The organism is Streptomyces muensis, from assembly GCF_021474425.1.
Classification (GTDB): Bacteria; Actinomycetota; Actinomycetes; order Streptomycetales; family Streptomycetaceae; genus Streptomyces; species Streptomyces muensis.
Genome location: NZ_JAKEIP010000136.1, coordinates 1 through 22892, shown reverse-complemented (window position 1 = coordinate 22892; position 22892 = coordinate 1). Strand labels below are relative to the sequence as shown.

The 22892-nt window shown below is 71.0% G+C and carries 21 protein-coding genes and 1 tRNA gene; 14 read left to right on the top strand and 8 right to left on the bottom strand.

All coding sequences use genetic code 11. The features are described from left to right. Window positions 1-16: 16 nt before the first annotated feature. The 4 genes from L0P92_RS27365 to L0P92_RS27350 all read right to left on the bottom strand — a co-directional run bounded on the left by L0P92_RS27365 (window position 17) and on the right by L0P92_RS27350 (window position 4424). Window positions 17-859: an S-methyl-5'-thioadenosine phosphorylase gene (locus L0P92_RS27365; RefSeq protein ID WP_234765702.1), complete on the bottom strand. Its 843-nt coding sequence runs from the start codon at window positions 857-859 to the stop codon at window positions 17-19. 98 nt (window positions 860-957) lie between these two features. After that, complete coding sequence (locus L0P92_RS27360; protein WP_234765701.1) at window positions 958-1281, bottom strand: FmdB family zinc ribbon protein; 324 nt, start codon at window positions 1279-1281, stop codon at window positions 958-960. A gap of 67 nt (window positions 1282-1348) precedes the next feature. Further along, window positions 1349-2650 (bottom strand): MFS transporter, encoded by a 1302-nt coding sequence (locus L0P92_RS27355; RefSeq protein ID WP_234765699.1) that lies wholly within the window; start codon window positions 2648-2650, stop codon window positions 1349-1351. 247 nt (window positions 2651-2897) lie between these two features. Beyond that, window positions 2898-4424, bottom strand: a complete 1527-nt coding sequence (locus tag L0P92_RS27350; protein WP_234765697.1) for a potassium/proton antiporter — start codon at window positions 4422-4424, stop codon at window positions 2898-2900. 228 nt (window positions 4425-4652) lie between these two features. Here L0P92_RS27350 and L0P92_RS27345 point away from each other — a divergent pair, with 228 nt between their 5' ends. Next, window positions 4653-7427 (top strand): penicillin acylase family protein, encoded by a 2775-nt coding sequence (locus tag L0P92_RS27345; RefSeq protein WP_234765695.1) that lies wholly within the window; start codon window positions 4653-4655, stop codon window positions 7425-7427. 70 nt (window positions 7428-7497) lie between these two features. On the opposite strand, the gene L0P92_RS27340 is transcribed toward L0P92_RS27345, so the two are convergent. Continuing rightward, window positions 7498-8118: a 5-formyltetrahydrofolate cyclo-ligase gene (locus tag L0P92_RS27340; RefSeq protein WP_234765693.1), complete on the bottom strand. Its 621-nt coding sequence runs from the start codon at window positions 8116-8118 to the stop codon at window positions 7498-7500. Window positions 8119-8212: 94 nt separating this feature from the next. Here L0P92_RS27340 and galU point away from each other — a divergent pair, with 94 nt between their 5' ends. The 8 genes from galU (at window position 8213) to L0P92_RS27300 (ending at window position 15149) form a co-directional block, all read left to right on the top strand. Further along, entirely contained in the window at window positions 8213-9115 is a 903-nt protein-coding gene (galU, locus tag L0P92_RS27335; protein ID WP_234765692.1) for a UTP--glucose-1-phosphate uridylyltransferase GalU, read from the top strand. A 4-nt stretch (window positions 9116-9119) separates the two neighbouring features. After that, window positions 9120-10442, top strand: coding sequence for a molybdotransferase-like divisome protein Glp (glp, locus tag L0P92_RS27330; RefSeq protein ID WP_234765691.1), 1323 nt, complete (start codon window positions 9120-9122; stop codon window positions 10440-10442). Between the two features lie 86 nt (window positions 10443-10528). Continuing rightward, window positions 10529-11023 carry a cyclic pyranopterin monophosphate synthase MoaC gene (gene moaC / locus L0P92_RS27325; protein WP_234765704.1) on the top strand — a complete coding sequence of 165 codons (495 nt, stop codon included), beginning with the start codon at window positions 10529-10531 and terminating at the stop codon, window positions 11021-11023. Beyond that, window positions 11020-11520, top strand: coding sequence for a MogA/MoaB family molybdenum cofactor biosynthesis protein (locus L0P92_RS27320; protein ID WP_234765690.1), 501 nt, complete (start codon window positions 11020-11022; stop codon window positions 11518-11520). Before moaC ends, L0P92_RS27320 begins: the two co-directional genes overlap by 4 nt. A gap of 20 nt (window positions 11521-11540) precedes the next feature. Next, entirely contained in the window at window positions 11541-12167 is a 627-nt protein-coding gene (locus tag L0P92_RS27315; RefSeq protein WP_308289763.1) for a GNAT family N-acetyltransferase, read from the top strand. A gap of 171 nt (window positions 12168-12338) precedes the next feature. Next, window positions 12339-13625, top strand: a complete 1287-nt coding sequence (gene sepX, locus L0P92_RS27310) for a divisome protein SepX/GlpR (RefSeq protein WP_234765689.1) — start codon at window positions 12339-12341, stop codon at window positions 13623-13625. A gap of 103 nt (window positions 13626-13728) precedes the next feature. Beyond that, window positions 13729-13802, top strand: a tRNA-Ala gene (locus L0P92_RS27305). 105 nt (window positions 13803-13907) lie between these two features. After that, a complete protein-coding gene (locus tag L0P92_RS27300) occupies window positions 13908-15149 on the top strand; it encodes an MFS transporter (RefSeq protein ID WP_234765688.1) in 1242 nt (413 codons plus the stop codon). Window positions 15150-15164: 15 nt separating this feature from the next. Here the strand turns inward: L0P92_RS27300 and L0P92_RS27295 are convergent, their stop codons facing one another. Then, window positions 15165-15641: a GNAT family N-acetyltransferase gene (locus L0P92_RS27295; protein WP_234765687.1), complete on the bottom strand. Its 477-nt coding sequence runs from the start codon at window positions 15639-15641 to the stop codon at window positions 15165-15167. Between the two features lie 78 nt (window positions 15642-15719). Between L0P92_RS27295 and L0P92_RS27290 the strand changes: the two genes are divergently transcribed. Then, a complete protein-coding gene (locus L0P92_RS27290; protein ID WP_234765685.1) occupies window positions 15720-16523 on the top strand; it encodes an exodeoxyribonuclease III in 804 nt (267 codons plus the stop codon). Window positions 16524-16599: 76 nt separating this feature from the next. On the opposite strand, the gene L0P92_RS27285 is transcribed toward L0P92_RS27290, so the two are convergent. Further along, entirely contained in the window at window positions 16600-17241 is a 642-nt protein-coding gene (locus L0P92_RS27285) for a MerR family transcriptional regulator (protein WP_234765683.1), read from the bottom strand. Window positions 17242-17383: 142 nt separating this feature from the next. Between L0P92_RS27285 and L0P92_RS27280 the strand changes: the two genes are divergently transcribed. The 4 genes from L0P92_RS27280 to L0P92_RS27265 all read left to right on the top strand — a co-directional run bounded on the left by L0P92_RS27280 (window position 17384) and on the right by L0P92_RS27265 (window position 20985). Continuing rightward, window positions 17384-18883: a flavin-containing monooxygenase gene (locus L0P92_RS27280; protein WP_234765682.1), complete on the top strand. Its 1500-nt coding sequence runs from the start codon at window positions 17384-17386 to the stop codon at window positions 18881-18883. Then, on the top strand, window positions 18880-19797 hold the full coding sequence (locus tag L0P92_RS27275) for an alpha/beta fold hydrolase (RefSeq protein ID WP_234765680.1): 918 nt from the start codon (window positions 18880-18882) through the stop codon (window positions 19795-19797). Before L0P92_RS27280 ends, L0P92_RS27275 begins: the two co-directional genes overlap by 4 nt. Beyond that, window positions 19794-20687, top strand: coding sequence for an SDR family oxidoreductase (locus L0P92_RS27270; RefSeq protein ID WP_234765679.1), 894 nt, complete (start codon window positions 19794-19796; stop codon window positions 20685-20687). The genes L0P92_RS27275 and L0P92_RS27270 overlap by 4 nt, the downstream gene beginning before the upstream one ends. 94 nt (window positions 20688-20781) lie before the next feature. Then, complete coding sequence (locus tag L0P92_RS27265) at window positions 20782-20985, top strand: hypothetical protein (protein WP_308289762.1); 204 nt, start codon at window positions 20782-20784, stop codon at window positions 20983-20985. Between the two features lie 186 nt (window positions 20986-21171). Here L0P92_RS27265 and L0P92_RS27260 read toward each other — a convergent pair. Next, window positions 21172-22892, bottom strand: a 1721-nt coding sequence (locus L0P92_RS27260) for a S41 family peptidase (protein WP_234765677.1), incomplete at its 5' end; no start/stop codon positions are given.

The following is a 22892-nucleotide window of genomic DNA, read 5'->3' as shown; positions in this document are numbered from 1 at the left end:
CCCCCTCAAGCGCCCCCTACGGCAGCGCGAACCCCGGATCCATCCCGCCCAACGCGCTCGCGCACAGACAGTCCCGCTCGTCGTTCGCCGGCAGCGAGGCCACCGCATCGAACAGCACGCCCCGCAGCCGGTCCACGTTGGCCGCGAACACCCGCAGCACCTCGTCGTGCGAGACGCCCTCGCCGGTCTCGGCGCCCGCGTCGAGGTCGGTGACCAGCGTCAACGACGTGTAGCAGAGTTCGAGTTCACGGGCGAGCGCCGCCTCGGGGTGGCCGGTCATGCCCACCACCGACCAGCCCTGAGCCTGGTGCCAATACGATTCGGCACGGGTGGAGAAGCGGGGTCCCTCGATCACGACCAGCGTGCCGCCGTCGACCGGCTCCCAGTCCCGACCGCGCGCCGCCTTCAGCGCGGCCGCGCGCCCGGCGGGGCAGTAGGGGTCGGCCAGGGAGACGTGCACCACGTTCGGCACGGAGCCGTCGGGCAGCGGCAGCCCGTCGAAGTACGTGCCGACCCGGGACTTCGTACGGTCGACGAGCTGGTCCGGCACGAGCAGCGTGCCCGGACCGTACTCGGGGCGCAGGCCGCCGACCGCGCAGGGGCCGAGGACCTGGCGGGCGCCGAGCGAGCGCAGCGCCCAGAGGTTGGCCCGGTAGTTGATGCGGTGCGGCGGCAGATGGTGGCCGCGTCCGTGCCGGGGCAGGAAGGCGACCCGCCGGCCGGCGATCTCGCCGAGGAAGAGGGAGTCACTGGGTGGCCCGTACGGGGTGTCCACCTGTATCTCGGTCACGTCGTCGAGGAACGAGTAGAAGCCGGAGCCACCGATCACGCCGAGTTCGACGTTCGCCTTGTTCGCCATGTCCGCACCCTAACCGCCCCCGCGAACGCCGAGGACCCCGTCGCCGGAGGGCGACAGGGTCCTGTAAGGAGTGCGTCCCACGTGTCCGTGGGCAGTGCTTACGCGGCGGAGCTGGAGGAGGTGCCGGCGCTCGACGACTTCGACTCCGAGGACGACGAAGAGGTCGACGTCGAGGAGGAAGAGGACGAGTCGGACGAGGAGGACGTCGACGGCTTGGACGACGCCGGCGAGCTGCTCGACGAGGAGCCGCGGCTGTCGTTGCGGTAGAAGCCGGAGCCCTTGAAGACGATGCCTACCGCGGAGAACACCTTCTTGAGGCGGCCCTGGCAGCTCGGGCACTCGGTCAGGGCGTCGTCGGTGAACTTCTGCACCGCCTCGAGGCCCTCGCCGCACGCGGTGCACTGGTACTGGTAGGTCGGCACTGTCTTCCTCCTGGCACTCTCACTCGATGAGTGCTAACGACGGTCAAGTGTGACGTATTCCAGCCGCTCAGTCCACTGCCACCGACACGCGGTGACCGACGCCACGTGCCACGGTGCGGCCGCGGGGCCGTGCCATCAGGCGGGAACGCAGTGCCACCAGGGTCGCAAGGGCCAGCAGGGTCCCGCCCATCGGCACCAGGAACCCGGCACCACCCCAGAAGCGGTCCTCCAGCTGTCCGGCGACGGTGACCGCGGCGGCCTGGCCGAGCGCGACCGCTCCCGTGAGCCAGGTGAAGGCCTCGGTGCGGGCGCCGGCCGGGACCAGGCTCTCGACCAGGGTGTAGCCGGTGATCAGCGCGGGCGCGATGCACATGCCGACGACCAGTCCGAGGCCGGCCAGCACGAGCACCGAGTGCGCGGCCCACAGGCCGGACGCGGCCAGCGCGAGGGCGGCGTATCCGACGAGGAGGCGGCGCTGCGGGGCCACCTTCCAGGCGATGGCGCCGCAGACGATGCCGGAGAGCATGTTGCCGGCGGCGAAGGTGCCGTAGAGGACGCCGTTGAGTCCCGGTTCGCCGATGGACTCGGTGAACGCGGCCAGGGAGACCTGCATGCCGCCGAAGACGGAACCGATGCCGAGGAAGGTCACGATCAGCACGCGCACCCCGGGGATCCGCAGCGCCGAGGTGTGCTCCACGCGCGCGTGCCCGGCGACGGTGACCGACGGCTGGGTGCTCTTCTGCGCGGCGAACAGCAGACCGCCCAGCAGGGTGAGCGCGGCCTCCGTGACCAGGCCCGCGGCCGGGTCGACGGCGGTGCACAGGGCGGTGGCCAGCAGCGGGCCGACGACGAAGGTGAGCTCATCCGTGACGGACTCGAAGGCGGCCGCGGTGGTCATCAGGGGCGAGCCCTGGAGCTTCACGCCCCAGCGGGCCCGGACCATGGGGCCGATCTGCGGCACCGAGGCGCCGGTCGGCACGGCGGCGGCGAACAGTGCCCACAGGGGTGCGTGGGCCAGTGCGAGCGCCGTCAGGGTCAGACCGGACAGCACGTGCACGAGGACGCCGGGGAGCAGGACGGCGCGCTGTCCGTAGCGGTCGGCGAGGCGGCCGCTGTAGGGGGCGAACAGCGCCATGGAGACGCCGGTGACGGCCGCGGCGGCGCCCGCCGCACCGTAGGAACCGGTGGTGTGCTGCACCAACAGCACGATGGAGATGGTCAGCATCGCGAACGGCTGGCGTGCCGCGAAGCCGGGGAGCAGGAACGTCCAGGCGCCGCGGGTGCGCAGCAGCTGTCCGTATCCCGGGCGTCCCGCGCGGGAGGAGGCAGACGAGTCCTTCGACTGCTCGGTGGTGACCGTGGATGCCACGGCCCGTGCCTTTCTGCCGCCTGGTAGCGCGACCCCGTCGGGTGGGGGGCGGCGCCGAGAGCTGTCCTGTCGCGCGGAACTGCGGTAGATACCGGCGTCCACTGAGCAGGGACGTCCCGGCCGCCATACGGTCGCGCCAGCTCTGCGTCAGGCAGAGGTGGTTCGATCTGGGGTTACGCCTGCATAGTACAGGGGACAAGGGCTGTTGACCTTGTGAAAATGAGCACTACGGCCGCTCCGCCTACGATCAGGATGTCCCGTTCGTCCCCAGCCATCCGGCCAGCTTTCCTCCTGCGCCCACCGCGCGCAGCCGGCGCTCGGCGGCGTCCCGTACCGGGTCGGTGGCGACGACGAGCAGTTCGTCGCCGCGTCTGAGCACCGTCGTCGGCAGCGGAACGAACGATTTTCCCTCGCGGACGACGAGGGTGACGGCCGACCCGGCGGGCAGCCGCAGCTCGTTGACCTCTACGCCGTGCATCTTGGAGCCCTCGGGGATCGCGAAGGACAGCAGGTGCCCGCGCAGCCGCTCCAGCGGCGCCGACTCGATGCCGAGGTCGGCGGGCTCGGGTTCCTGGCCGAGCCGCAGCTTGCGCGCGAACCACGGCAGGGTCGGCCCCTGGACCAGCGTGTAGACGACGACCAGGACGAAGACGATGTTGAAGATGCGGCGGCTGTCCTCGATGCCGCCCACCATGGGGATGGTCGCCAGGATGATGGGCACGGCGCCGCGCAGTCCGGCCCAGGACATGAGGGCCTGCTCGCGCCAGGGGACGCCGAACGGCACCAGGCACACGACGACGCTCAGCGGGCGGGCCACCATGGTCAGCACCAGCCCGATGAGGAGCGCGGGCAGGATGTCGTCGCCCAGCTCGTGCGGGGTGACCAGGAGGCCGAGCAGGACGAACATGCCGATCTGGGCGATCCAGCCGACCCCGTCGGCGAACCCGCGCGTGGCGGGCCAGTGCGGCAGCTTGGCGTTGCCCAGGACCATCGAGGCGAGATAGACCGCGAGGAAGCCGCTGCCGTGCGCCATCGCGCCGGCCGCGTAGGCGGCGACGGCGATGGCCATGACGGCGATCGGGTAGAGACCGGAGGCGGGCAGCGCCACGTGCCTGAGGCCCCAGGCGCCCAGCCAGCCCACCGCGAGGCCGATGGCGGCGCCGATGGCCAGCTCCAGCATTATCTCGCCCAGCAGCACGTACGAGTGCTCGATCGGACCGTGCGTGGAGAAGGCGACCACCAGGATGACCACGGGGGCGTCGTTGAAGCCGGACTCGGCCTCCAGGGTGCCGGTCACGCGCGAGGGGAGGGGAATGCGCCGCAGTACGGAGAACACCGCCGCGGCGTCGGTCGAGGAGACGACCGCCCCGACGATCAGCGCCTGCCGGATCTCCAGACCGACGAGATAGTGCGCGGCCGCCGCCGTGACCCCGACGCTCACCGTGACCCCGACCAGTGCCAGCGCGGTGGCGGCCGGAAGGGCCGGCTTGATCTCCTTCCACTTCGTGCCGAGACCGCCCTCGGCCAGGATCACGACGAGGGCCGCGTACCCGATGACCTGGGTCAGCTCGGCGTCGTCGAAGCGGATGCCGCCGATCCCGTCCTGGCCCATGAGGACGCCGATGCCCAGGTAGACGAGCAGGCTGGGGAGCCCGCTGCGCGAGGAGATCCGGACCGCGGCGACGGCGACGAGCAGGACGAGCGAGCAGACGAGCAGGAGCTGGTTGAGGTCGTGGACAGTCAGCGGCCGTTCCCTTCCCTGGCCCGCGCGCACGCGCGCGCGGGCTCACGTACATAGGACACGAAGTGACGGTTCTCCGCACCCAACTACTTCGTTACCTTACCTAACTCTTGACGATTTCTTGACGCTAAGGGGTGCATGATCGAACGTCCGTCCGTGCTGGTTCCCTACTCCGAGTCAAGTTGGATCGGGCCCTGCGCCTATGGTTGCTCCAGCACTCCAGGACCGCCTGCCTCTCGCGTTAGGACAGCAAGGACAGCGATGCCCCCCAACACCACCGCCTCCACGGGTCAGAAGCCCGGCAAGTCCGGCAGGAAGAAGGGGCGCAGAGCCCGTCTGATCGTCCTCGTGCTGGTGCTGGCCCTCGTCGGAGGCGTCGGCTTCGGGGGCTACTGGTCCATCAGCACCGTCCGTGCCTCCTTCCCGCAGACCAAGGGATCACTCACACTCCCCGGCCTGTCCGGGCCCGTCGACGTCAAGCGCGACGACTACGGCATCCCGCAGATCTACGCCTCCTCCGACGCGGACCTGTTCATGGCGCAGGGCTACGTCCAGGCGCAGGACCGGTTCTACGAGATGGACGTGCGCCGGCACATGACCTCCGGTCGGCTGTCGGAGATGTTCGGCGAGGGCCAGGTCGACAACGACGCGTTCCTGCGCACCCTGGGCTGGGACAGCGTCGCCAAGGAGGAGTACGACAAGACGCTGTCGGCGTCCACCAAGAAGTACCTCCAGGCCTACGCCGAGGGCGTCAACGCCTATCTGGACGGCAAGGACAACAAGGACATCTCCCTGGAGTACGCGGCGCTCGGGTTCACCAACGACTACAAGCCCGAGAAGTGGACCCCCATCGACTCGCTCGCCTGGCTGAAGGCGATGGCCTGGGACCTGCGCGGCAACATGCAGGACGAGATCGACCGCGCCCTGATGACCAGCCGCCTCGGCCCCAAGCAGATCCAGGACCTGTACCCGGCCTACCCGTACGACCGGAACAAGACGATCGTCCAGACCGGCCAGTACGACGACATCACCAAGACCTTCCAGCAGGACGGCGCCACGTCCTCCGCGGGCTCCTCCGGCACCGGCACCGGCACGTCCTCCGGATCGGGCACCGCCGGCCTCCAGAGCCAGCTGGCGGGCCTCCAGGACGTCCTGGACGACCTCCCGACGGCCGTCGGCGTGAACGGCAACGGCATCGGCTCCAACTCCTGGGTCGTCGCCGGGAAGTACACCATCACCGGCAAGCCCCTGCTGGCCAACGACCCGCACCTGTCGGCCTCGCTGCCGTCCGTCTGGTACCAGATGGGCCTGCACTGCCGCGCGGTCTCCAGCAAGTGCCAGTACGACGTCAGCGGCTACACCTTCGCCGGCATGCCCGGCGTGATCATCGGCCACAACAAGGACATCGCCTGGGGCATGACCAACTCCGGCGTCGACGTCACCGACCTCTACCTGGAGAAGCTCTCCGGCGACGGCTACCAGCTCGACGGCAAGACGGTGCCCTTCACCACGCGCGAGGAGACCATCAAGGTCGCCGGCGGCTCGCCCAAGAAGATCGTCGTCCGCGAGACCGAGAACGGCCCCCTGCTGTCCGACCGCAGCTCCGAGCTGGTGAAGGTCGGCAAGAAGGCCACCGTCGACACCGCCGCCCCCGACCGCGGCGACGGCTACGGCATCTCGCTGCGCTGGACCGCGCTGGACCCGGGCACCTCCATGGACGCCGTCTTCGCCATGGACAAGGCGGCGAACTGGACCGACTTCCGCGGCGCGGCCGCCCTGTTCGACGTGCCCTCGCAGAACCTGGTCTACGCCGACACCAAGGACAACATCGGCTACACGCTGCCCGGAAGGATCCCCACGCGCGCGAAGGGCTACGACGGCTCCGTCCCCGCGCCCGGCTGGGACTCCGGGTCGCGCTGGACCGGCTACATCGACGAGGACGAGCTGCCGTACGAGTACAACCCGTCCCGCGGCTACATCGTCACCGCCAACCAGGCGGTCGTCGACCAGGACGAGTACCCCTACACGCTCACCACGGACTGGGGCTACGGCGCCCGCAGCCAGCGCATCAACGACCTGATCCAGTCGAAGATCGACGGCGGCGGCAAGATCTCCACCGACGACATGCGCCAGATGCAGCTCGACAACAGCAGCGAGATCGCCAGGAAGCTTGTGCCCGAGCTGCTGAAGATCGACATCTCCGACAAGGACGTCCGGGACGCGGCGGCCGTCCGGGAGGCACAGGAGCTCCTGGAGGGCTGGGACCGCACCCAGGACGCCGACTCGGCGGCGGCCGCCTACTTCAACGCGGTCTGGCGCAACATCCTCAAGCTCGCCTTCGGCAACAAGCTGCCCAAGGAGCTGCGCGTCAAGGGCCAGTGCCTGCTGGTCGACCCGGTCAACACCACCGGGCCCGTGGACGCGACCGAGAAGGTGCGCGAGTGCGGCGAGCGCGACACCGACCAGGCGCAGCCCGACGGCGGCGACCGCTGGTTCGAGGTGGTGCGCAACCTCATGGACGACAAGGACAGCGACTGGTGGACGACGCCCAAGTCGGGCAACCGCAAGGGCGCGTACCACAACCGTGACGACCTGTTCCGGCGCGCCATGGTCGACGCCCGCTGGGAGCTGACCGCCAAGCTCGGCAAGGACATCGACACCTGGAGCTGGGGCCGGCTGCACCGCCTGTTCCTGAAGAACCAGACCCTCGGCACCGAGGGCCCCGGTTTCCTCCAGTACATCCTCAACCGCGGCCCCTGGAAGCTCAGCGGCGGCGAGGCCACGGTCAACGCCTCCGGCTGGAACGCCGCCGGCGGCTACGGAGTCGTCTGGGTGCCGTCGATGCGGATGGTGGTCAACCTCAGCGACCTCGACAAGTCGAAGTGGATCAACCTCACCGGCGCCTCCGGGCACGCCTACAGCGCCCACTACACGGACCAGACCGACAAGTGGGCCGACGGCGAACTGCTCGACTGGTCGTTCTCGGACGAGGCGGTCCAGGAGAGCACCAGCGACACCCTGGTGCTCAGGCCGTGAGCCGCTGACGGTCGTACCGCCGAAGTGCCCTCCACGCGCGCGTGGAGGGCACTTTCGCACCTGGGGCGGCTCAGGGCTGCCCGAAGCGGCGCACCCCCGACGGTGTCACCACCGCGTGCACCGGCCGGTCGTGCGGCTCCTCGGGGACGCGCTCGACGACCTCGGAGTCGTACAGCAGCACCACCAGCGAGGGCCGGGCGCCCGCGCGTTCCAGACGGGCGAGGACACGGTCGTACGACCCGCCGCCGCGCCCCAGCCGCATCCCGCGCGCGTCGACCGCGAGGCCCGGCAGCAGCACCACGTCGGCCCCGGTCACGGCGTCCGGGCCGAGACGCTCGCCGGAGGGCTCGAAGAGGGCCATCTTTCCGCCGTGTCGGACACGGGCCAGGGAGTCCGCCCCGAAGTAGGCGCCCCAGTCGAGGTCGTTGTCGGGCAGCAGGGCGGGCAGCAGGACGCGGACACCCCGCGCGCGCAGCGCGTCGAGCAGCGCGAGGGTGCCGGGTTCACTCCCCACGGAGACGTACGCCGCCACCACGCGCGCGTGCGCCAGTTCGGGCAGCTCCAGCGCCCGACCGGCCAGCGCGGTGGCCGATACCCGCACGTCATCCGCCGTCAACCTGCCTCTCACCGAGAGGATCTCCCGCCGCAACACGCGCTTGTCAGGCTCGGCCGGACGTCCGATGTGACTCATAGGTCGCTCCCTTACCCTTCCCAATGTGCTCATAAGAGAGCCAAATAACCGGAGCCTCAGATTCCCTACAAAGGCACCGGATAGGGTGGCGGGCATGACTCAGTCCCACCCTCGGATCAGCAAGGCTGTCATCCCCGCAGCGGGTCTCGGTACCCGCTTCCTGCCGGCCACCAAAGCCACTCCCAAGGAGATGCTGCCGGTCGTCGACAAGCCGGCGATCCAGTACGTGGTCGAAGAGGCCGTCTCCGCCGGCCTCGACGACGTCCTCATGATCACGGGCCGCAACAAGCGGCCCCTGGAGGACCACTTCGACCGCAACTACGAGCTGGAATCGGCCCTCCAGAAGAAGGGCGACGCCGGCCGGCTCGCGAAGGTGCAGGAGTCCAGCGACCTCGCCACCATGCACTACGTCCGCCAGGGCGACCCCAAGGGCCTCGGCCACGCCGTCCTGTGCGCGGCCCCCCACGTGGGCAACGAGCCCTTCGCCGTCCTCCTCGGCGACGACCTGATCGACCCGCGCGACCCGCTGCTCAAGCGGATGGTCGAGGTCCAGGAGCAGCACGGCGGCAGCGTCGTCGCGCTGATGGAGGTCGCGCCCGAGCAGATCCACCTCTACGGCTGTGCGGCCGTGGACCCCACCGAGGACGGCGACGTGGTCAAGGTGCACGACCTCGTCGAGAAGCCGGCCGCGGCCGACGCCCCGTCCAACTACGCCATCATCGGCCGCTATGTGCTCGACCCGCACATCTTCGACATACTGCGCGAGACCGAGCCGGGCCGCGGCGGCGAGATCCAGCTCACCGACGCCCTCCAGCAGCTCTCCCAGGACGAGAAGGTCGGCGGCCCGGTGCACGGCGTCGTCTTCAAGGGCCGCCGCTATGACACCGGCGACCGCGGCGACTACCTGCGTGCCATTGTCAGACTCGCATGCGAACGTGAAGACCTGGGCCCGGACTTCCGGACCTGGCTTCGCAGTTACGTAGCCGAGGAGATGTAGCGAGTTGAGCACCGCCGCGCCCCGCCCCGCCGGCCAGGACCACCTCTGGTCGGTGGACGAACACCTGGAGGACATCCTCACGACCGTCCGCCCCCTCGAACCCATCGAGCTGCAACTGCTCGACGCCCAGGGCTGTGTCCTGGTCGACGACGTCACGGTGCCGGTCTCCCTGCCGCCGTTCGACAACAGCTCCATGGACGGGTACGCGGTACGGGTCGCGGATGTCGCGGGCGCGAGCGAGGAGTTCCCCGCCGTCCTGGAGGTCGTCGGGGACGTCGCGGCGGGCCAGGCCGACCCGCTCCACGTCGGCCCCGGCCAGGCCGCCCGCATCATGACCGGCGCCCCGCTGCCGCCCGGCGCCGAGACCGTCGTCCCCGTGGAGTGGACCGACGGCGGCCTCGGCGAGGGCCCGGTCACCGGGATGCAGGCCCGCAGCCTGGCCCCCGAGGGCGCCCAGGGACAGGTGCACGTGCACCGGCCGGCCGAGGCCCGCGCGCACGTCCGCGCCAAGGGCAGCGACGTGAAGTCCGGCGACCGCGCCCTCGAAGCCGGCACGGTCCTCGGCCCGCCCCAGATCGCCCTGCTCGCCGCGATCGGCCGCGGCACGGTCCGCGTGCGCCCGCGCCCGCGGGTCGTCGTGATGTCCACCGGCAGCGAACTCGTCCAGCCCGACGAGCAGCTGTCCGGCGGCCAGATCTACGACTCCAACAGCTTCGCCCTCACCGCGGCCGCCCGGGACGCCGGCGCCATCGCCTACCGCGTGGGCGCCGTCGCCGACGACGCCGAGACACTGCGCTCCACCATCGAGGACCAGCTCGTCCGCGCCGACCTCATGGTCACCACCGGCGGCGTGAGCGTCGGGGCGTACGACGTCGTCAAGGAAGCCCTGTCGCACGTCGCCGACGAGGACGAGGCCGGCGGCGGCATCGACTTCCGCAAGCTCGCCATGCAGCCCGGCAAGCCCCAGGGCTTCGGCTCCATCGGCCCCGACCACACCCCGCTGCTCGCCCTCCCCGGCAACCCGGTGTCGTCGTACGTCTCCTTCGAACTGTTCGTGCGCCCCGCGATCCGCACCCTGATGGGCCTTGAGGACGTCCACCGGCCCCGGACGACCGCGACCCTGACCGCCGACAAGGCGCTGACCTCGCCCAAGGGACGCAGACAGTTCCTGCGCGGGACCTACGCCGACGGCGCGGTGCGGCCGGTCGGCGGCGCCGGATCCCATCTGGTCGCCGCCCTCGCGCACGCGGACGCGCTGATCGTCGTCCCCGAGGACACCGAGAGCGTCGAGCCCGGGGCCGAGGTCGAGGTGGTCCTGCTCGGCTGAGCGGGCGGGGTTGGCGGTACCGTGTCGCGCACAGCAGGCCCGTGCGCCGCACCGCGACGGGCCAGGACCGGGAGCGCCACACCAGCATGAGCACGCAGGACCCATCCACGCAGGACCGCCTCACCCACATCGACGACGCGGGCGCGGCCCGCATGGTCGACGTCTCCGGCAAGGACGTCACCGCGCGCACCGCCCGCGCCAGCGGCCGCGTCCTCGTCTCGCCCCGCGTGATCGAGCTGCTGCGCGGCGAGGGGGTCCCCAAGGGCGACGCCCTCGCCACCGCCCGGATCGCCGGGATCATGGGCGCCAAACGCACCCCCGACCTGATCCCGCTCTGCCACCCGCTCGCGGTGTCCGGTGTGAAACTGGACCTGTCGGTCGCGGACGACGCGGTGGAGATCCTGGCCACCGTGAAGACGACGGACCGCACGGGCGTCGAGATGGAGGCCCTCACCGCGGTCTCCGTCGCCGCGCTCACCGTGATCGACATGGTGAAGGCGGTCGACAAGGGAGCGGTCATCACGGACATCAGGGTCGAGGAGAAGACGGGCGGCAAGTCGGGCGACTGGAGCCGGGCATGACGTATCGCGCTCTTGTGGTCACCGCCTCCAACCGTGCTGCCGCCGGGGTCTACGAGGACAAGGGCGGTCCGCTGATCGCCCAGGGCCTGAAGGGCTTCGGCTTCGACGTCGAGGGACCGCAGATCGTGCCCGACGGCGACCCGGTGCTCGCCGCCCTGCGCGCCGGGGTGGATGCCGGCTACGACGTCATCGTCACCACCGGCGGCACCGGCATCTCGCCCACCGACCGCACACCGGAGGCCACCCGAGCCGTCCTCGACTTCGAGGTGCCGGGCATCGGCGAGGCGATCAGGGCGTTCGGACGGGAGAAGGTGCCCACGGCGGCACTGTCCCGGGGGCTCGCCGGAGTCGCCGGGCGCACCCTGATCATCAATCTGCCCGGTTCCAGCGGCGGCGTGAAAGACGGCCTTGCCGTCCTGGAGCCCCTCCTGATCCACGCCGTCGACCAGATCCGCGGCGGCGACCACCCCAGACCCAGCAGTGGGGGTGCGAGCTGAACAGCCCATCCTGGCCCGTCGTGCTCAGGGACGGTGATGTCGTCCTGAGGCCGATAAAGATGCGCGACCAGCGGGCCTGGCGCGAGGTCAACCGGCGCAACCGGGACTGGCTGCGGCCCTGGGAGGCGACGATTCCGCCGCCCACGCCCAGCGGGCCGATCGCGCACCGGCCGACCTACCGCCAGATGGTCCGACACCTGCGCTCCGAGGCCAACTCGGGCCGGATGCTGCCGTTCGTCATCGAGTACCAGGGGCGGCTGGTCGGGCAGCTGACGGTCGCCGGGATCACCTGGGGCTCGATGTGCTCGGGACACGTCGGCTACTGGGTGGACGAGGCGGTGGCGGGCCGCGGGGTGATGCCGACGGCCGTGGCGCTGGCAGTGGACCACTGTTTCCGCAGCGTCGGTCTGCACCGCATCGAGGTCTGCATTCGCCCCGAGAACCGGCCCAGCCGCCGGGTCGTGGAGAAACTCGGATTCCGCGAGGAGGGCCTGCGTCCGCGATATCTCCACATCGACGGGGCCTGGCGGGACCATCTCGTCTTCGCGCTCACGGCGGAAGAGGTCCCGGAAGGGTTGCTGGGCCGCTGGCACCGGGAACGATCCCAGAAGACACTGCCAGGGAATGCCGGGGCTCCCGGAAATTGAATAAGTGTTCGAAATTGATCGCCGGATGACCGGCTCGGGCATTAAATTCGCGCCCTCGGTGGGCTGCTGATCGCATCGGTCACAAAAAAAGTTCGAAATATCAGCCAGATCGTGCGACACACCGGCTCAATTGGCGGATGGCCTCACGCAAATCCCTCTACCGTGTGAGACGTGAGCAGCAGCGGCCTCATCTACGCAGTCATTGTCGGGGCCTGGGCCGCCTACTTGGTGCCGATGTGGCTCCGTAGGCAGGACGAGCTGAACGAGGCCCGTCCGACGGAACGCTTCAGCACAGCCATCCGGTTGCTGTCCGGACGGGCGGGGATGGAGCGCCGGTACGCCAAGGACCTGCGCGCGCGCTCCACCGAGGAGGGGGAGCCCAGCGCCGAGGACCCGGGCGACGTCACCGAGTCGGTGGACGTCCGGGCCTTCGCCATGCCTCCGACCCGTCCGCAGACCCAGGCGCCGGTCCCGGCCCAGACACCGGCACGCCCGGAACCGGCACGCGACTCCGCGCGGGACCAGGGGAGCAAACCGGCACCCGAACACGGTTCCCGGCCGGCACCCGAACGCGCGAGCGCGCCCTCCGCCGAAGCAGGCTCCGGCCCCGCGGCCAAGGCACGCAAGCGGGTGCCCGCCGCCCGGCGAGCCCCCTCGGACGAGGCGGCCGCGGCCCGCGCCCGGCGCTCGAAGGTGCTCGCACGCCGTCGCCGTACGACCGTGATGCTCTTCCTCGCCTTCACCTTCGGCGCGGTCGTCGCCGCGGTCGGCGGGCTCGCCTTCCTGTGGGCGCCCGGCGTCCCCGCCGTGCTGCTCAGCGGGTACATCGCGTATCTGCGGTCCCAGGAGCGCCGTCGCTTCGCCTACCAGATGGACCGGCGGCAGGCCGAGGCCGCCGCGCAGCGGCTTCGCGATCACGCGCGCCAGTCGCGCCGCCGCGGCGGCACCGACCCCGGCGCGGGCCTCGACGAGCCCGACGAGGGGTCCGAACCAGGCGCCACCGACCCCGGCCTGTCCGCCCTCGCCGCCGACCGGCGCGCCCTGGTCGAGCAGACCGACCACGCCGAGTGGGTCGACCAGCAGCGTGAGCGGCAGCGCAGGCCCGGACACGGCGACAGCTGGGACCCGGTGCCGGTGCCGCTGCCGACGTATGTGACCGCGCCGGTCGCGCCCCGGGCCACCCCCGATGTGGACCTCGGCGCTCCGGACGCCTGGAGCTCGGCGCGCTCGAGCGCCGTCGGCCGGGACCGGGAGACCGGCGCCGAGGCCGGAGAGGGTTCCGCGCGGGGCGCGGAGCCGGGGGACGGGGACGCGGGGCGCGAGGAGGAGAAGGCCGAAGGGGGCGGTCGTAGCGACGCCCGCCGGGCCGCCTCCGCCCGCCGGGCACGCGAACGGGGCCGTACGCCGCTGTTCGACCAGTACGAGGAAGGCGACCGGCCGCGCGCCGCCAACGAGTAGCGCACCCGAGGCGAGCAGCGGCACCTGCGGCCGGGCACGGCTCCGGCCAGGGAACGGATTTCCAAGCAGGCCGATCGGGGTGCTAAAGTTTCACTCGTTGCAAGGGCCTGTGGCGCAGTCCGGTAGCGCACCTCGTTCGCATCGAGGGGGCCAGGGGTTCAAATCCCCTCAGGTCCACCGCAACAACTCTCCAGGGAAACCAGGGAGTTGAGAGATCCCGTCCGATCGGTTGATCGGGCGGGATCTTTGTTGTGCCCAAGTGCCGCCGCCGCGAGGGGGAGCGTGGAGAAGGTCGACGCAGAGTTATCGGCGGGGCGTGCGGCGCCGCTGCGGATCCCCGGCTTCGGGCGGTTCGTGCTGGCCAACCTCGTCTCCGCCACCGGGTCCGCGATGGCGCCGCTCGCGCTCGCCTACTCGGTGATCGGGGAGGGCGGCGGAGCCGGGGAACTCGGGCTGGTCCTGGCCACGAACACCGTGCCGACGGTGTTGTTCCTGCTCGTGGGCGGAGTGCTCGCGGACCGGATGTCCCGCAGTCGGATGCTCTTCCTCGGCAATCTGCTCGCGGCCCTCGCCCAGGGCGCGCTGGCCGTGATCGTCGCCACAGGACAGGCGTCGACGACCTCCATCGCCGTCTGCGGCTTCGTCTCCGGGACCGCCGTGGCCTTCACCGTGCCCGCCACCCAGGGCGCCGTCGGCCAGATCGTCCCGGCGGAGCAGTTGCAGCAGGCCAACGCCCTGCTCAGGCTGCCGGGCAACGCCGTCAAGGTGCTCGGACCTGCCGTCGGCGGAGCCGTCGTCGCGGTCAGCGGCCCGGCCTGGGCGCTCGCCTGGGACGCGCTCACCTTCGCCGTCGCCGCCGTCCTGCTGCTCGGACTGCGCCTGGACGCACCCGTCACCGTCACCAGCGCGCTCAGCGACCTGCGGCACGGCTGGGCCGGGTTCTGGTCGCGGACCTGGCTGTGGACCTACACGGCCGCCGGCACGCTCCTCGTCGCCGCGTGGCTGGCCGGGTACCAGCTGCTCGGGCCCGTCGTCGCGGCCGAGCGGTACGCGGGGGCAGGCGACTGGGGGCTGGTGCAGGCGGCGTTCGCCGCGGGGCTGCTGGGCGGGACGGTGGTGTGCCTGCGCTGGCGGCCGGACCGGCTGCTGGTCGTGGCCATCGTGGCCTGTGCGCCGCTCGCCGGGCCGCTGCTCGCCATGGGATGGGGACTGCCGCTGCCCTGGGTCCTGTTGGCCGCGCTGCTCGCCGGGATCGGCCTCGACGTGGCGGTCGTCGCGTGGACGACCGCCTTCCAGCAGCATGTGCCGCAGGGCGAGTTGGGGCGTATGAGCGCGTTCAACAACGTCGGCGAACGGCTCGCCATCCCCCTCGGCTATCTGCTCACCGCCCTCGCGGCCGGCCTCTGGGACAGCCGGACAGTGCTGGTGGCGTGCGCGGGGCTGGTCGTGCTGTCGCTGGTCCTCAACCTCTGTGTGCGGGACGTGTATCGCATCACACGGCGGGAGAGCGGCTGCGAGGGCTGAGGGCGGGCGTACGCCTCACAGGGCCTTGGCGAAACACAGGCTGAGCTCGTGGAAGCGGTAGTAGCCGAACTTCTCGCACGGCTCGTACCCGCTGGAGGAGTACAGCGCCACCGCCTCCGGCTGCTTGGCCCCGGTCTCCAGGACCATGCGCCGGCGGCCCGCGTTCCGCGCGTCCTCCTCCAGCGCGGCCAGGATCCGGCGCGCCAGGCCACGGCCGCGCATCTGCTCGATGACGTACATCCGCTTGAGCTCGGCGTCGCCGTCCGCGTTGCCCTCGCCGTTCTCGTCCTGGGACCGCCAGCCGCCGGAGGCCACGGGGGTGCCGAGCGCGTCGTAGGCGAGCAGGTACAGGCCGTTCGGCGGTCTGAAGTCCGCCACGTCCAGGGGCGTGGCGTCGCCGTCGTCGCCGTAGCGGACGCCGTACTCGGCCTGGACCTGGTCGTTGAGCTTGACGGCGTCGGGGTGGTCGAAGGCGACGGGGCGTATGTCCATGCCGAATACCGTATATGAGTTCAATTTCACCAGGGTTCCAGAACCGGACTCGTTCCAGGGTGCCGGTATCGTTCCCGGGTGCTCACTGTGACCTCTGTGAATGTGAACGGGCTGCGGGCCGCCGCGAAGAAGGGCTTCGTGGAGTGGCTCGCCGGTACCGAAGCCGATGTGCTGTGTCTGCAGGAGGTGCGTGCGGAGCCGCAGCAGCTGCCGGAGCATGTGCGTGCGCCCGGCGGCTGGCATGTCGTGCACGCGCCCGCCGCCGCCAAGGGGCGAGCCGGTGTCTCCCTGTACACCCGGCGAGAGCCCGACCGGATCCAGGTCGGGTTCGGGTCGAGCGAGTTCGACGGCAGCGGGCGGTATGTCGAGGCCGATCTGCCGGGTGTGACGGTCGCCTCGCTGTATCTGCCGTCCGGGGAGGTCGGTACGGAGCGGCAGGACGAGAAGGTGCGCTTCATGGGGGAGTTCCTGGCGTACCTGAAGGAGCTGCGTGAGCGTGCCGCCGCGGGTGGGCGTGAGGTGCTGGTCTGCGGTGACTGGAACATCGCGCACCAGCGGGCCGACCTGAAGAACTGGCGGGGCAACCAGAAGAACTCCGGGTTTCTGCCGGAGGAGCGGGAGTGGCTGGGGCAGGTGCTCGATCCCGCGGTCGGTGGCTATGTCGACGTCGTGCGGTCGTTGCATCCGGATGTGGAGGGGCCGTACTCGTGGTGGTCGTATCGGGGGCGGGCCTTCGACAATGACACCGGGTGGCGTATCGACTATCAGGTCGCTACTGCGGGGCTCGCGGCCAAGGCGCTCAAGGGTTATGTGGAGCGGGCCGCGACGCATGGGGAGCGGTGGTCGGATCATGCGCCGGTGACGGTGGTCTACGACCGGTAGTGCCGGGATGTGTTTGTGGTCGGGTGCGGCCTTCGTCGTGGTTGATCGCGCAGTTCCCCGCGCCCCTTTGGGGGCGTTACTGCTTGCGTAGGCGGCGGTCCAGCGCCAGTGACAGTTCCGCTTCCACAACGCTCCTTGCCAGTGGGCGTAGGCGTTGCAGGTCTTCCTCTCCCGTGTGGCGTAGGACCAGGTCGGCGAACATTTCCGCCAGGGCGTCCACGTGTTCGCGGACCCGTTTGCCCGCCTGCAGTACCTCCGCCAGGGGGATGCCCTCGCGGACCAGGGCCGAGGAGACGTCCAGGAGGCGGCGGCTGATGTGGACGATCTCGTCGCCGTCGGTGCCGAGGTAGCCGAGGTCGAGGGCGGCGGCGAGGTTCTCGGCGGTGACCTCGCCCTCGAAGCGGGCGGCGAGTTCCTCGGGGGTGAGGCGGACCGGCTCCTCCTCGGTGGGGGCGCCGACGCCGAGGAGGTCGGCGACGTCGCGGCCGTGGTCGAGGGCGTCGGCGAGTTCCGCGATGCCGCTGAGGGTGTGGCCGCGCTCCAGCAGGGCCGAGATCGTGTGCAGCCGGGCCAGGTGGTGGTCGTCGTACCAGGCGATGCGGCCCTCGCGGCGCGGTGGCGGGATCAGCTTGCGCTCGCGGTAGAAGCGCAGGGTGCGGACCGTGACGCCGGCCAGGCGGGCGAGTTCCTCCATGCGGTATTCACGCTTCTCGGTCACCTGGGCACCTTAAGGCGTACCGACGGTAACTTTCGCAGGTTGACCCCTACCGGCCGGTACGGACCTGCTCTACTCTCCCCATTGCGCCAGTGTTCACTGGCGCGGTTCCGGTTCAAGTGTGTTCAAGTGTGGAGGCACAGGCATGGCCGAACGCGAACATGTGCGGGTCGCGGTGATCGGGTCCGGGTTCGGCGGGCTGGGGGCCGCCGTCCGGCTGCGACGCGAGGGCGTCACCGACTTCGTCGTCCTGGAGCGGGCCGACAGCGTCGGCGGCACCTGGCGGGACAACAGCTATCCGGGGTGTGCCTGCGATGTGCCGTCCCATCTGTACTCCTTCTCCTTCGCACCCAACCCCGACTGGCCGCGCACCTTCTCCGGGCAGGAGCACATCCGGGCCTATCTGGAGCACGTCACGGACGTCTTCGGGCTGCGGCCGCACATCCGCTTCGACTCGGAGGTGAAGCGGATGACCTGGAACGGCGAGCGGCTGTGCTGGGACATCGAGACCAGCGCCGGGAGTCTGTCGGCCGACTTCGTCGTCTCCGCCACCGGACCGCTGTCCGACCCCAAGGTCCCGGACATCCCGGGGCTCGACACCTTCCCCGGCAAGGTCTTCCACTCCGCCCGCTGGGACCACGACTACGACCTGCGCGGCAAGCGTGTCGCGATGGTGGGCACGGGGGCCTCCGCCATCCAGATCGTGCCGTCCATCCAGCCCGACGTCGAGCGGCTCACCCTCTTCCAGCGCACCCCGCCCTGGGTCATGCCCCGCGTCGACCGCGCCATCAGCGGCGCCGAGCGCTCCCTGCACCGGGCCCTGCCCTTCACCGCGCAGCTGCGCCGCGGCCTGCTGTGGGGGATCCGGGAGCTGCAGGTCCAGGCGTTCACCAAGCACCCGAACGAGCTGGGCTTCGTCGAGCAGCTGGCCAAGCGGAACATGGCCCGCGCCATCAAGGACCCCGCCCTGCGCGCCAAGCTGACCCCCGACTACCGCATCGGCTGCAAGCGGATCCTGCTGAGCAGCACCTACTATCCCGCGCTCGCCCAGCCCAACGTCGACGTGGTGGCCAGCGGGCTGAGCGAGGTCCGCGGCTCGACCGTCGTGGCCGCCGACGGGAGCGAGGCCGAGGTCGACGCGATCGTCTTCGGCACGGGGTTCCACGTCACCGACATGCCCATCGCCGAGCGGGTGGTGGGGGCCGAGGGCAAGACGCTCGCCGAGGCCTGGAAGGGCGGGATGGAGGCCCTGCGGGGTGCCTCCGCGGCCGGGTTCCCGAACTGGATGACCGTCATCGGGCCCAACACCGGGCTCGGGAACTCCTCGATGATCCTGATGATCGAGTCCCAGCTGAACTACATGGCCGACTTCGTACGCCAATTGAACGTCCTGGGCGGGCGGGTCGCCCTGGACGCGCGGTCGAGCGCCGTGCACGCCTGGAACCGGCGGGTCCAGGAGCGCATGAAGCGGACCGTGTGGAACACGGGCGGCTGCACGAGCTGGTACCTCGACGCGAACGGCCGCAACACCACCGTCTGGCCCGGCACGACGAGCGAGTTCCGGCGCGCCACGCGGCGCGTGGACCTGTCGGAGTACGCCGTGGTCCGGGCCACCGTCAAGGAAGAAGCCGAGGTGACCGCGTGAGCCGTCTCATGCACGTGACGTCCGGGCCGTACGCCCCGCCCGCCCCCGCCCGCGAACTGACGGCCACCTCCGCCGACGGCGCCCGGCTGCACATAGAGGTGCACGGCCCGAAGGACGCGCCCGCCGTCGTCCTCGCGCACGGCTGGACCTGCTCGACCGCCTTCTGGGCCGCGCAGATCCGGGAACTGGCCGCCGGCCACCGGGTCATCGCCTACGACCAGCGCGGCCACGGACGCAGCCCGGCGAGCCCGGCGTGCAGCGCCGACGCGCTCGCCGACGACCTCGAAGCCGTACTGAAGGCGACCCTCGCGCCCGGGGAGAAGGCCGTGATCGCCGGGCACTCCATGGGCGGCATGACGGTGATGGCCGCGTCCGCGCGCCCCGGGTTCCGTGAGCACGCCGCCGCCGTGCTGCTGTGCAGCACCGGCTCCTCGCGGCTGGTCGCCGAGTCGACGGTCGTACCGATGCGGCCGGGGCGGCTGCGGACCTGGCTGACCAAGCACATCCTCGGCGCCCGGGCACCGCTCGGGCCGGTCACGCCGGTCGCCCGGGCGATCCTCAAGTACGGGACGATGGGCCCCGGTTCGGCCCCGCACATGGTCGAGGCGTGCGCGCGGATCGTGCACGCGTGTCCGCGCAAGGTGCGGTACGCCTGGTCGAAGGTGCTCGATCTGCTCGACCTCGACCACGGCGTACGGGAGTTGGCGGTGCCGACCGCGGTGGTCGTCGGCACGGCCGACCGGCTGACCCCGCCCGTGCACGCGCACGCGCTGGCCGCCGCGCTGCCGCAGTGCCTCGGCGTCATCGAACTGCCCGGACTCGGGCACATGACGCCGGTCGAGGCGCCCGACCTGGTGACCGGGAAGATACGTGAGCTCGTCACGACGTACGCAACGATCAAGGAGGGTGCATGAGCAGGGTCAGCCTCGAAGGGCAGGTCGCCGTCGTCACGGGAGCGGCGCGTGGCGTCGGTGAGCTGCTCGCCCGCAAGCTCTCCGCGCGCGGCGCGAGCGTGGCGCTCGTCGGGCTGGAGCCGGACGCGCTCAAGCAGGTCTCCGAACGGCTGCACGGCGACAGCGGGCACTGGTACGCCGATGTGACGGACCATGAGGCGATGGCCGTCGTCGCGCGCGAGGTCAAGGAGCGGTTCGGGAAGGTCGACATCGTCGTCGCCAACGCCGGTGTCGCCAGCGGGGGTCCCTTCGTGGACTCCGATCCGGAGGCCTGGCGGCGGGTCATCGAGGTCAACCTCATCGGGTCGGCGGTGACCGCGCGCGCGTTTCTGCCCGCGCTGGCGGAGAGCCGCGGCTATCTGCTCCAGATCGCCTCGCTCGCAGCCATCACCCCGGCGCCGATGATGACCGCGTACTGCGCGTCCAAGTCCGGTGTCGAGGCGTACGCGCACAGTCTGCGGGCCGAAGTCGGGTACAAGGGCGTGCGGGTGGGTGTCGGGTATCTGTCCTGGACCGACACCGACATGGTGCGGGGAGCCGATCAGGACGACGTCATGCGGGAGTTGAGGCAGCGGCTGCCGTGGCCGTCCAACAAGACCTATCCGCTGGGGCCGGCGGTCGACCGGATCGTGGCCGGGATCGAGCGGCGGTCGAGCCATGTGTACGGGCAGTGGTGGCTGCGCGGGATGCAGGGGGTGCGTGGGTATCTGCCGGGGCTCATCGGGACGGTGGGGCAGCGGGAGGTACGGCGGTTCGCGGACCGGCTGGAGGGGATGCGGATCGGGCTGGTCGGCGCGGGGGGCTCCGCCGACGAGCAGGAGAGAGCTGCGCGGACTACGCGGCGTAACTGATCGACATGCGGGGGGTTATCGGCCGTGTGAATCTGGTCGAGGCCCCACCGAGGGGCCAATCCCCCACCCACTATGGGAGTGAACCCACATGGGCATGAAGGACCAGTTCAAGGAGAAGTCCGAGCAGCTTCAGGAGCGTGCTCGTCAGCACGGTCAGCAGGAGCGCGGGCGTCCGCAGGGGCAGCCGCAGCCGCAGCCGCAGCCGGAGCGCCGGCCGCAGCGGCCGCAGCGGGACGAGGAGTCCGAGCGGATGCGTCGTGAGGACGAGGAGCGGTTCGACCAGGACTACGACCGGTAGTCGTCGGTCTCGGTGAACGCGGGGTGCCCCCTGTTTGGTGGGTGCCCCGCGTTTGCGTTGTGTGTGGGGGTTCGTTGTCGGGTGCGGGCCGGTGGGGGCTGGTCGCGCAGTTCCCCGCGCCCCTAGGGAGTTGGTGGCGCCGCAAGTTGATACGGCCCCGCGCGCCTGGGGCGTTGACGTTGCGCCCTATCGATTCCTTGGCGGCAATTTCGGCCTTGATCGGTCCGGTACGTGTGAGTAGTCCGGGGGCGTTGCCGGGGGGTTGGACTCCAGGAGGTTCAGGGCGAGTTCGACCGCGTCCTTCAGTTGGGCGTGGCGGCCCTCTGCCCAGTCCAGGGGGGTGCGGAGGACCTCTACGTCCGGGGTCACGCCCTTGTTCTCGATGGTCCAGCCGTAGGCGTCGAACCAGGCGGCGTTCATCGGGACCGTGATGACGGTGCCGTCGCCGAGGCGGTGGCGGCCGGTCATGCCGACGACGCCGCCCCAGGTGCGCTGGCCGACGACCGGGCCGAGTTTGAGGAGTTTGAACGCGGCCGTGATCATGTCGCCGTCCGACGAGGTCGCCTCGTCGGCGAGGGCGACGATCGGGCCGCGCGGCGCGTTTGACGCGTACGACACCGGCTGGGCGTTGCGAGTGAGGTCCCAGCCCAGGATCGTGCGGGTCAGTTTCTCCACGACCAGTTCGCTGATGTGGCCGCCCGCGTTGCCGCGTACGTCGACGATCAGGGCCGGGCGGGACATCTCCATGCGCAGGTCGCGGTTGAACTGGGCCCAGCCCGATCCGCCCATGTCGGGGATGTGGAGGTAGCCGCAGCGGCCGTCGCTCAACTCCCGGACGACGGCGCGGCGTTTGGCCACCCAGTCCTGGTAGCGCAGGGGGCGCTCGTCGATCAGGGGGACCACGGCCACGCGCCGGGCGCGGCCCGCCTCGCCCTCGGCGGGGGTGAAGGTCAGTTCCACCGTCGTGCCGCCGGCGCCCGCCAACAACGGGTACGGGCCGGTCGCGGGGTTCACGGGGCGGCCGTCGACGTGGGTGAGGACCGCGCCCTCGCGGATGCCCGTGCCCGCCAGCGGGGAGCGGGCCTTGGAGTCGGAGGACTCGCCGGGCAGGATGCGGCGGACCATCCAGTCGTCGTCGCGGCGTACGAAGTTGGCGCCCAGCAGGCCCTGCCAGCGCTGGTAGTGCGGGGGGCCCTCGTTGCGGCGGGCGGCCGTGACGTAGGCGTGGGAAGTGCCGAGTTCGCCGAGGACCTCGCGGAGCAGGTCAGCGAACTCGTCGGGGGAGGCGACCCGTTCGACCAGGGGGCGGTACTGGGCGAGGACGGCGTCCCAGTCGATGCCGCACATCCCCGGCTCCCAGAAGTACGCGCGGATGAGCCGGCCCGCCTCCTCGTACGCCTGCCGCCACTCCGCCGTCGGGTCGACCTCGTGCAGGATGCGGCGTGCGTCGATCCAGACCGTCGTGTCGCTGTCGCCGGACTCGTTGGCGGGCACCGCCCGCAGGTCGCCCTCATCGACCAGGACCAGGCGGGAGCCGTCGCCGCTGACCGCGAACCAGTCGAGGTGGTCGACGAGTTCGGACTTCTTCGCCTTGCTGATGTTGAAGTGTTCGAGGGTCGGCCGGCCGGTGGTGTCGTCCGGGTTGGCGAACGTCTCGCCCAGCGCTCCCGAGATCGGCCAGCGCAGCCAGACCAGTCCGCCGCCCGCCACCGGGTGCAGCGCCGAGTACTTGGAGGCGGCGACCGGGAAGGGGGTGACGCGGCTCTCCAGGCCCTCGGTCTCGACGGTCGGCGCGCCGCCGGTCCCGCTCTCCTCGTCCTCCACCGGGTCCAGGCCCCCGGCGGCCGGGCGGCCCTCGGGGGTCACCCGGCGACCGGCGCCGAGACGCAGGGTGGCTCCACCCACAC

Coding starts and splice junctions, on each gene's coding strand:
- L0P92_RS27320 (WP_234765690.1), top strand. CDS start 11,020: ATGACGTATCGCGCTCTTGTGGTCACCGCCTCCAACCGTGCTGCCGCC.
- L0P92_RS27270 (WP_234765679.1), top strand. CDS start 19,794: ATGAGCAGGGTCAGCCTCGAAGGGCAGGTCGCCGTCGTCACGGGAGCG.
- L0P92_RS27265 (WP_308289762.1), top strand. CDS start 20,782: ATGAAGGACCAGTTCAAGGAGAAGTCCGAGCAGCTTCAGGAGCGTGCT.
- L0P92_RS27340 (WP_234765693.1), bottom strand. CDS start 8,118: ATGAGTCACATCGGACGTCCGGCCGAGCCTGACAAGCGCGTGTTGCGG.
- L0P92_RS27365 (WP_234765702.1), bottom strand. CDS start 859: ATGGCGAACAAGGCGAACGTCGAACTCGGCGTGATCGGTGGCTCCGGC.
- L0P92_RS27295 (WP_234765687.1), bottom strand. CDS start 15,641: ATGGACATACGCCCCGTCGCCTTCGACCACCCCGACGCCGTCAAGCTC.
- L0P92_RS27280 (WP_234765682.1), top strand. CDS start 17,384: ATGGCCGAACGCGAACATGTGCGGGTCGCGGTGATCGGGTCCGGGTTC.
- L0P92_RS27345 (WP_234765695.1), top strand. CDS start 4,653: ATGCCCCCCAACACCACCGCCTCCACGGGTCAGAAGCCCGGCAAGTCC.
- moaC (WP_234765704.1), top strand. CDS start 10,529: ATGAGCACGCAGGACCCATCCACGCAGGACCGCCTCACCCACATCGAC.
- galU (WP_234765692.1), top strand. CDS start 8,213: ATGACTCAGTCCCACCCTCGGATCAGCAAGGCTGTCATCCCCGCAGCG.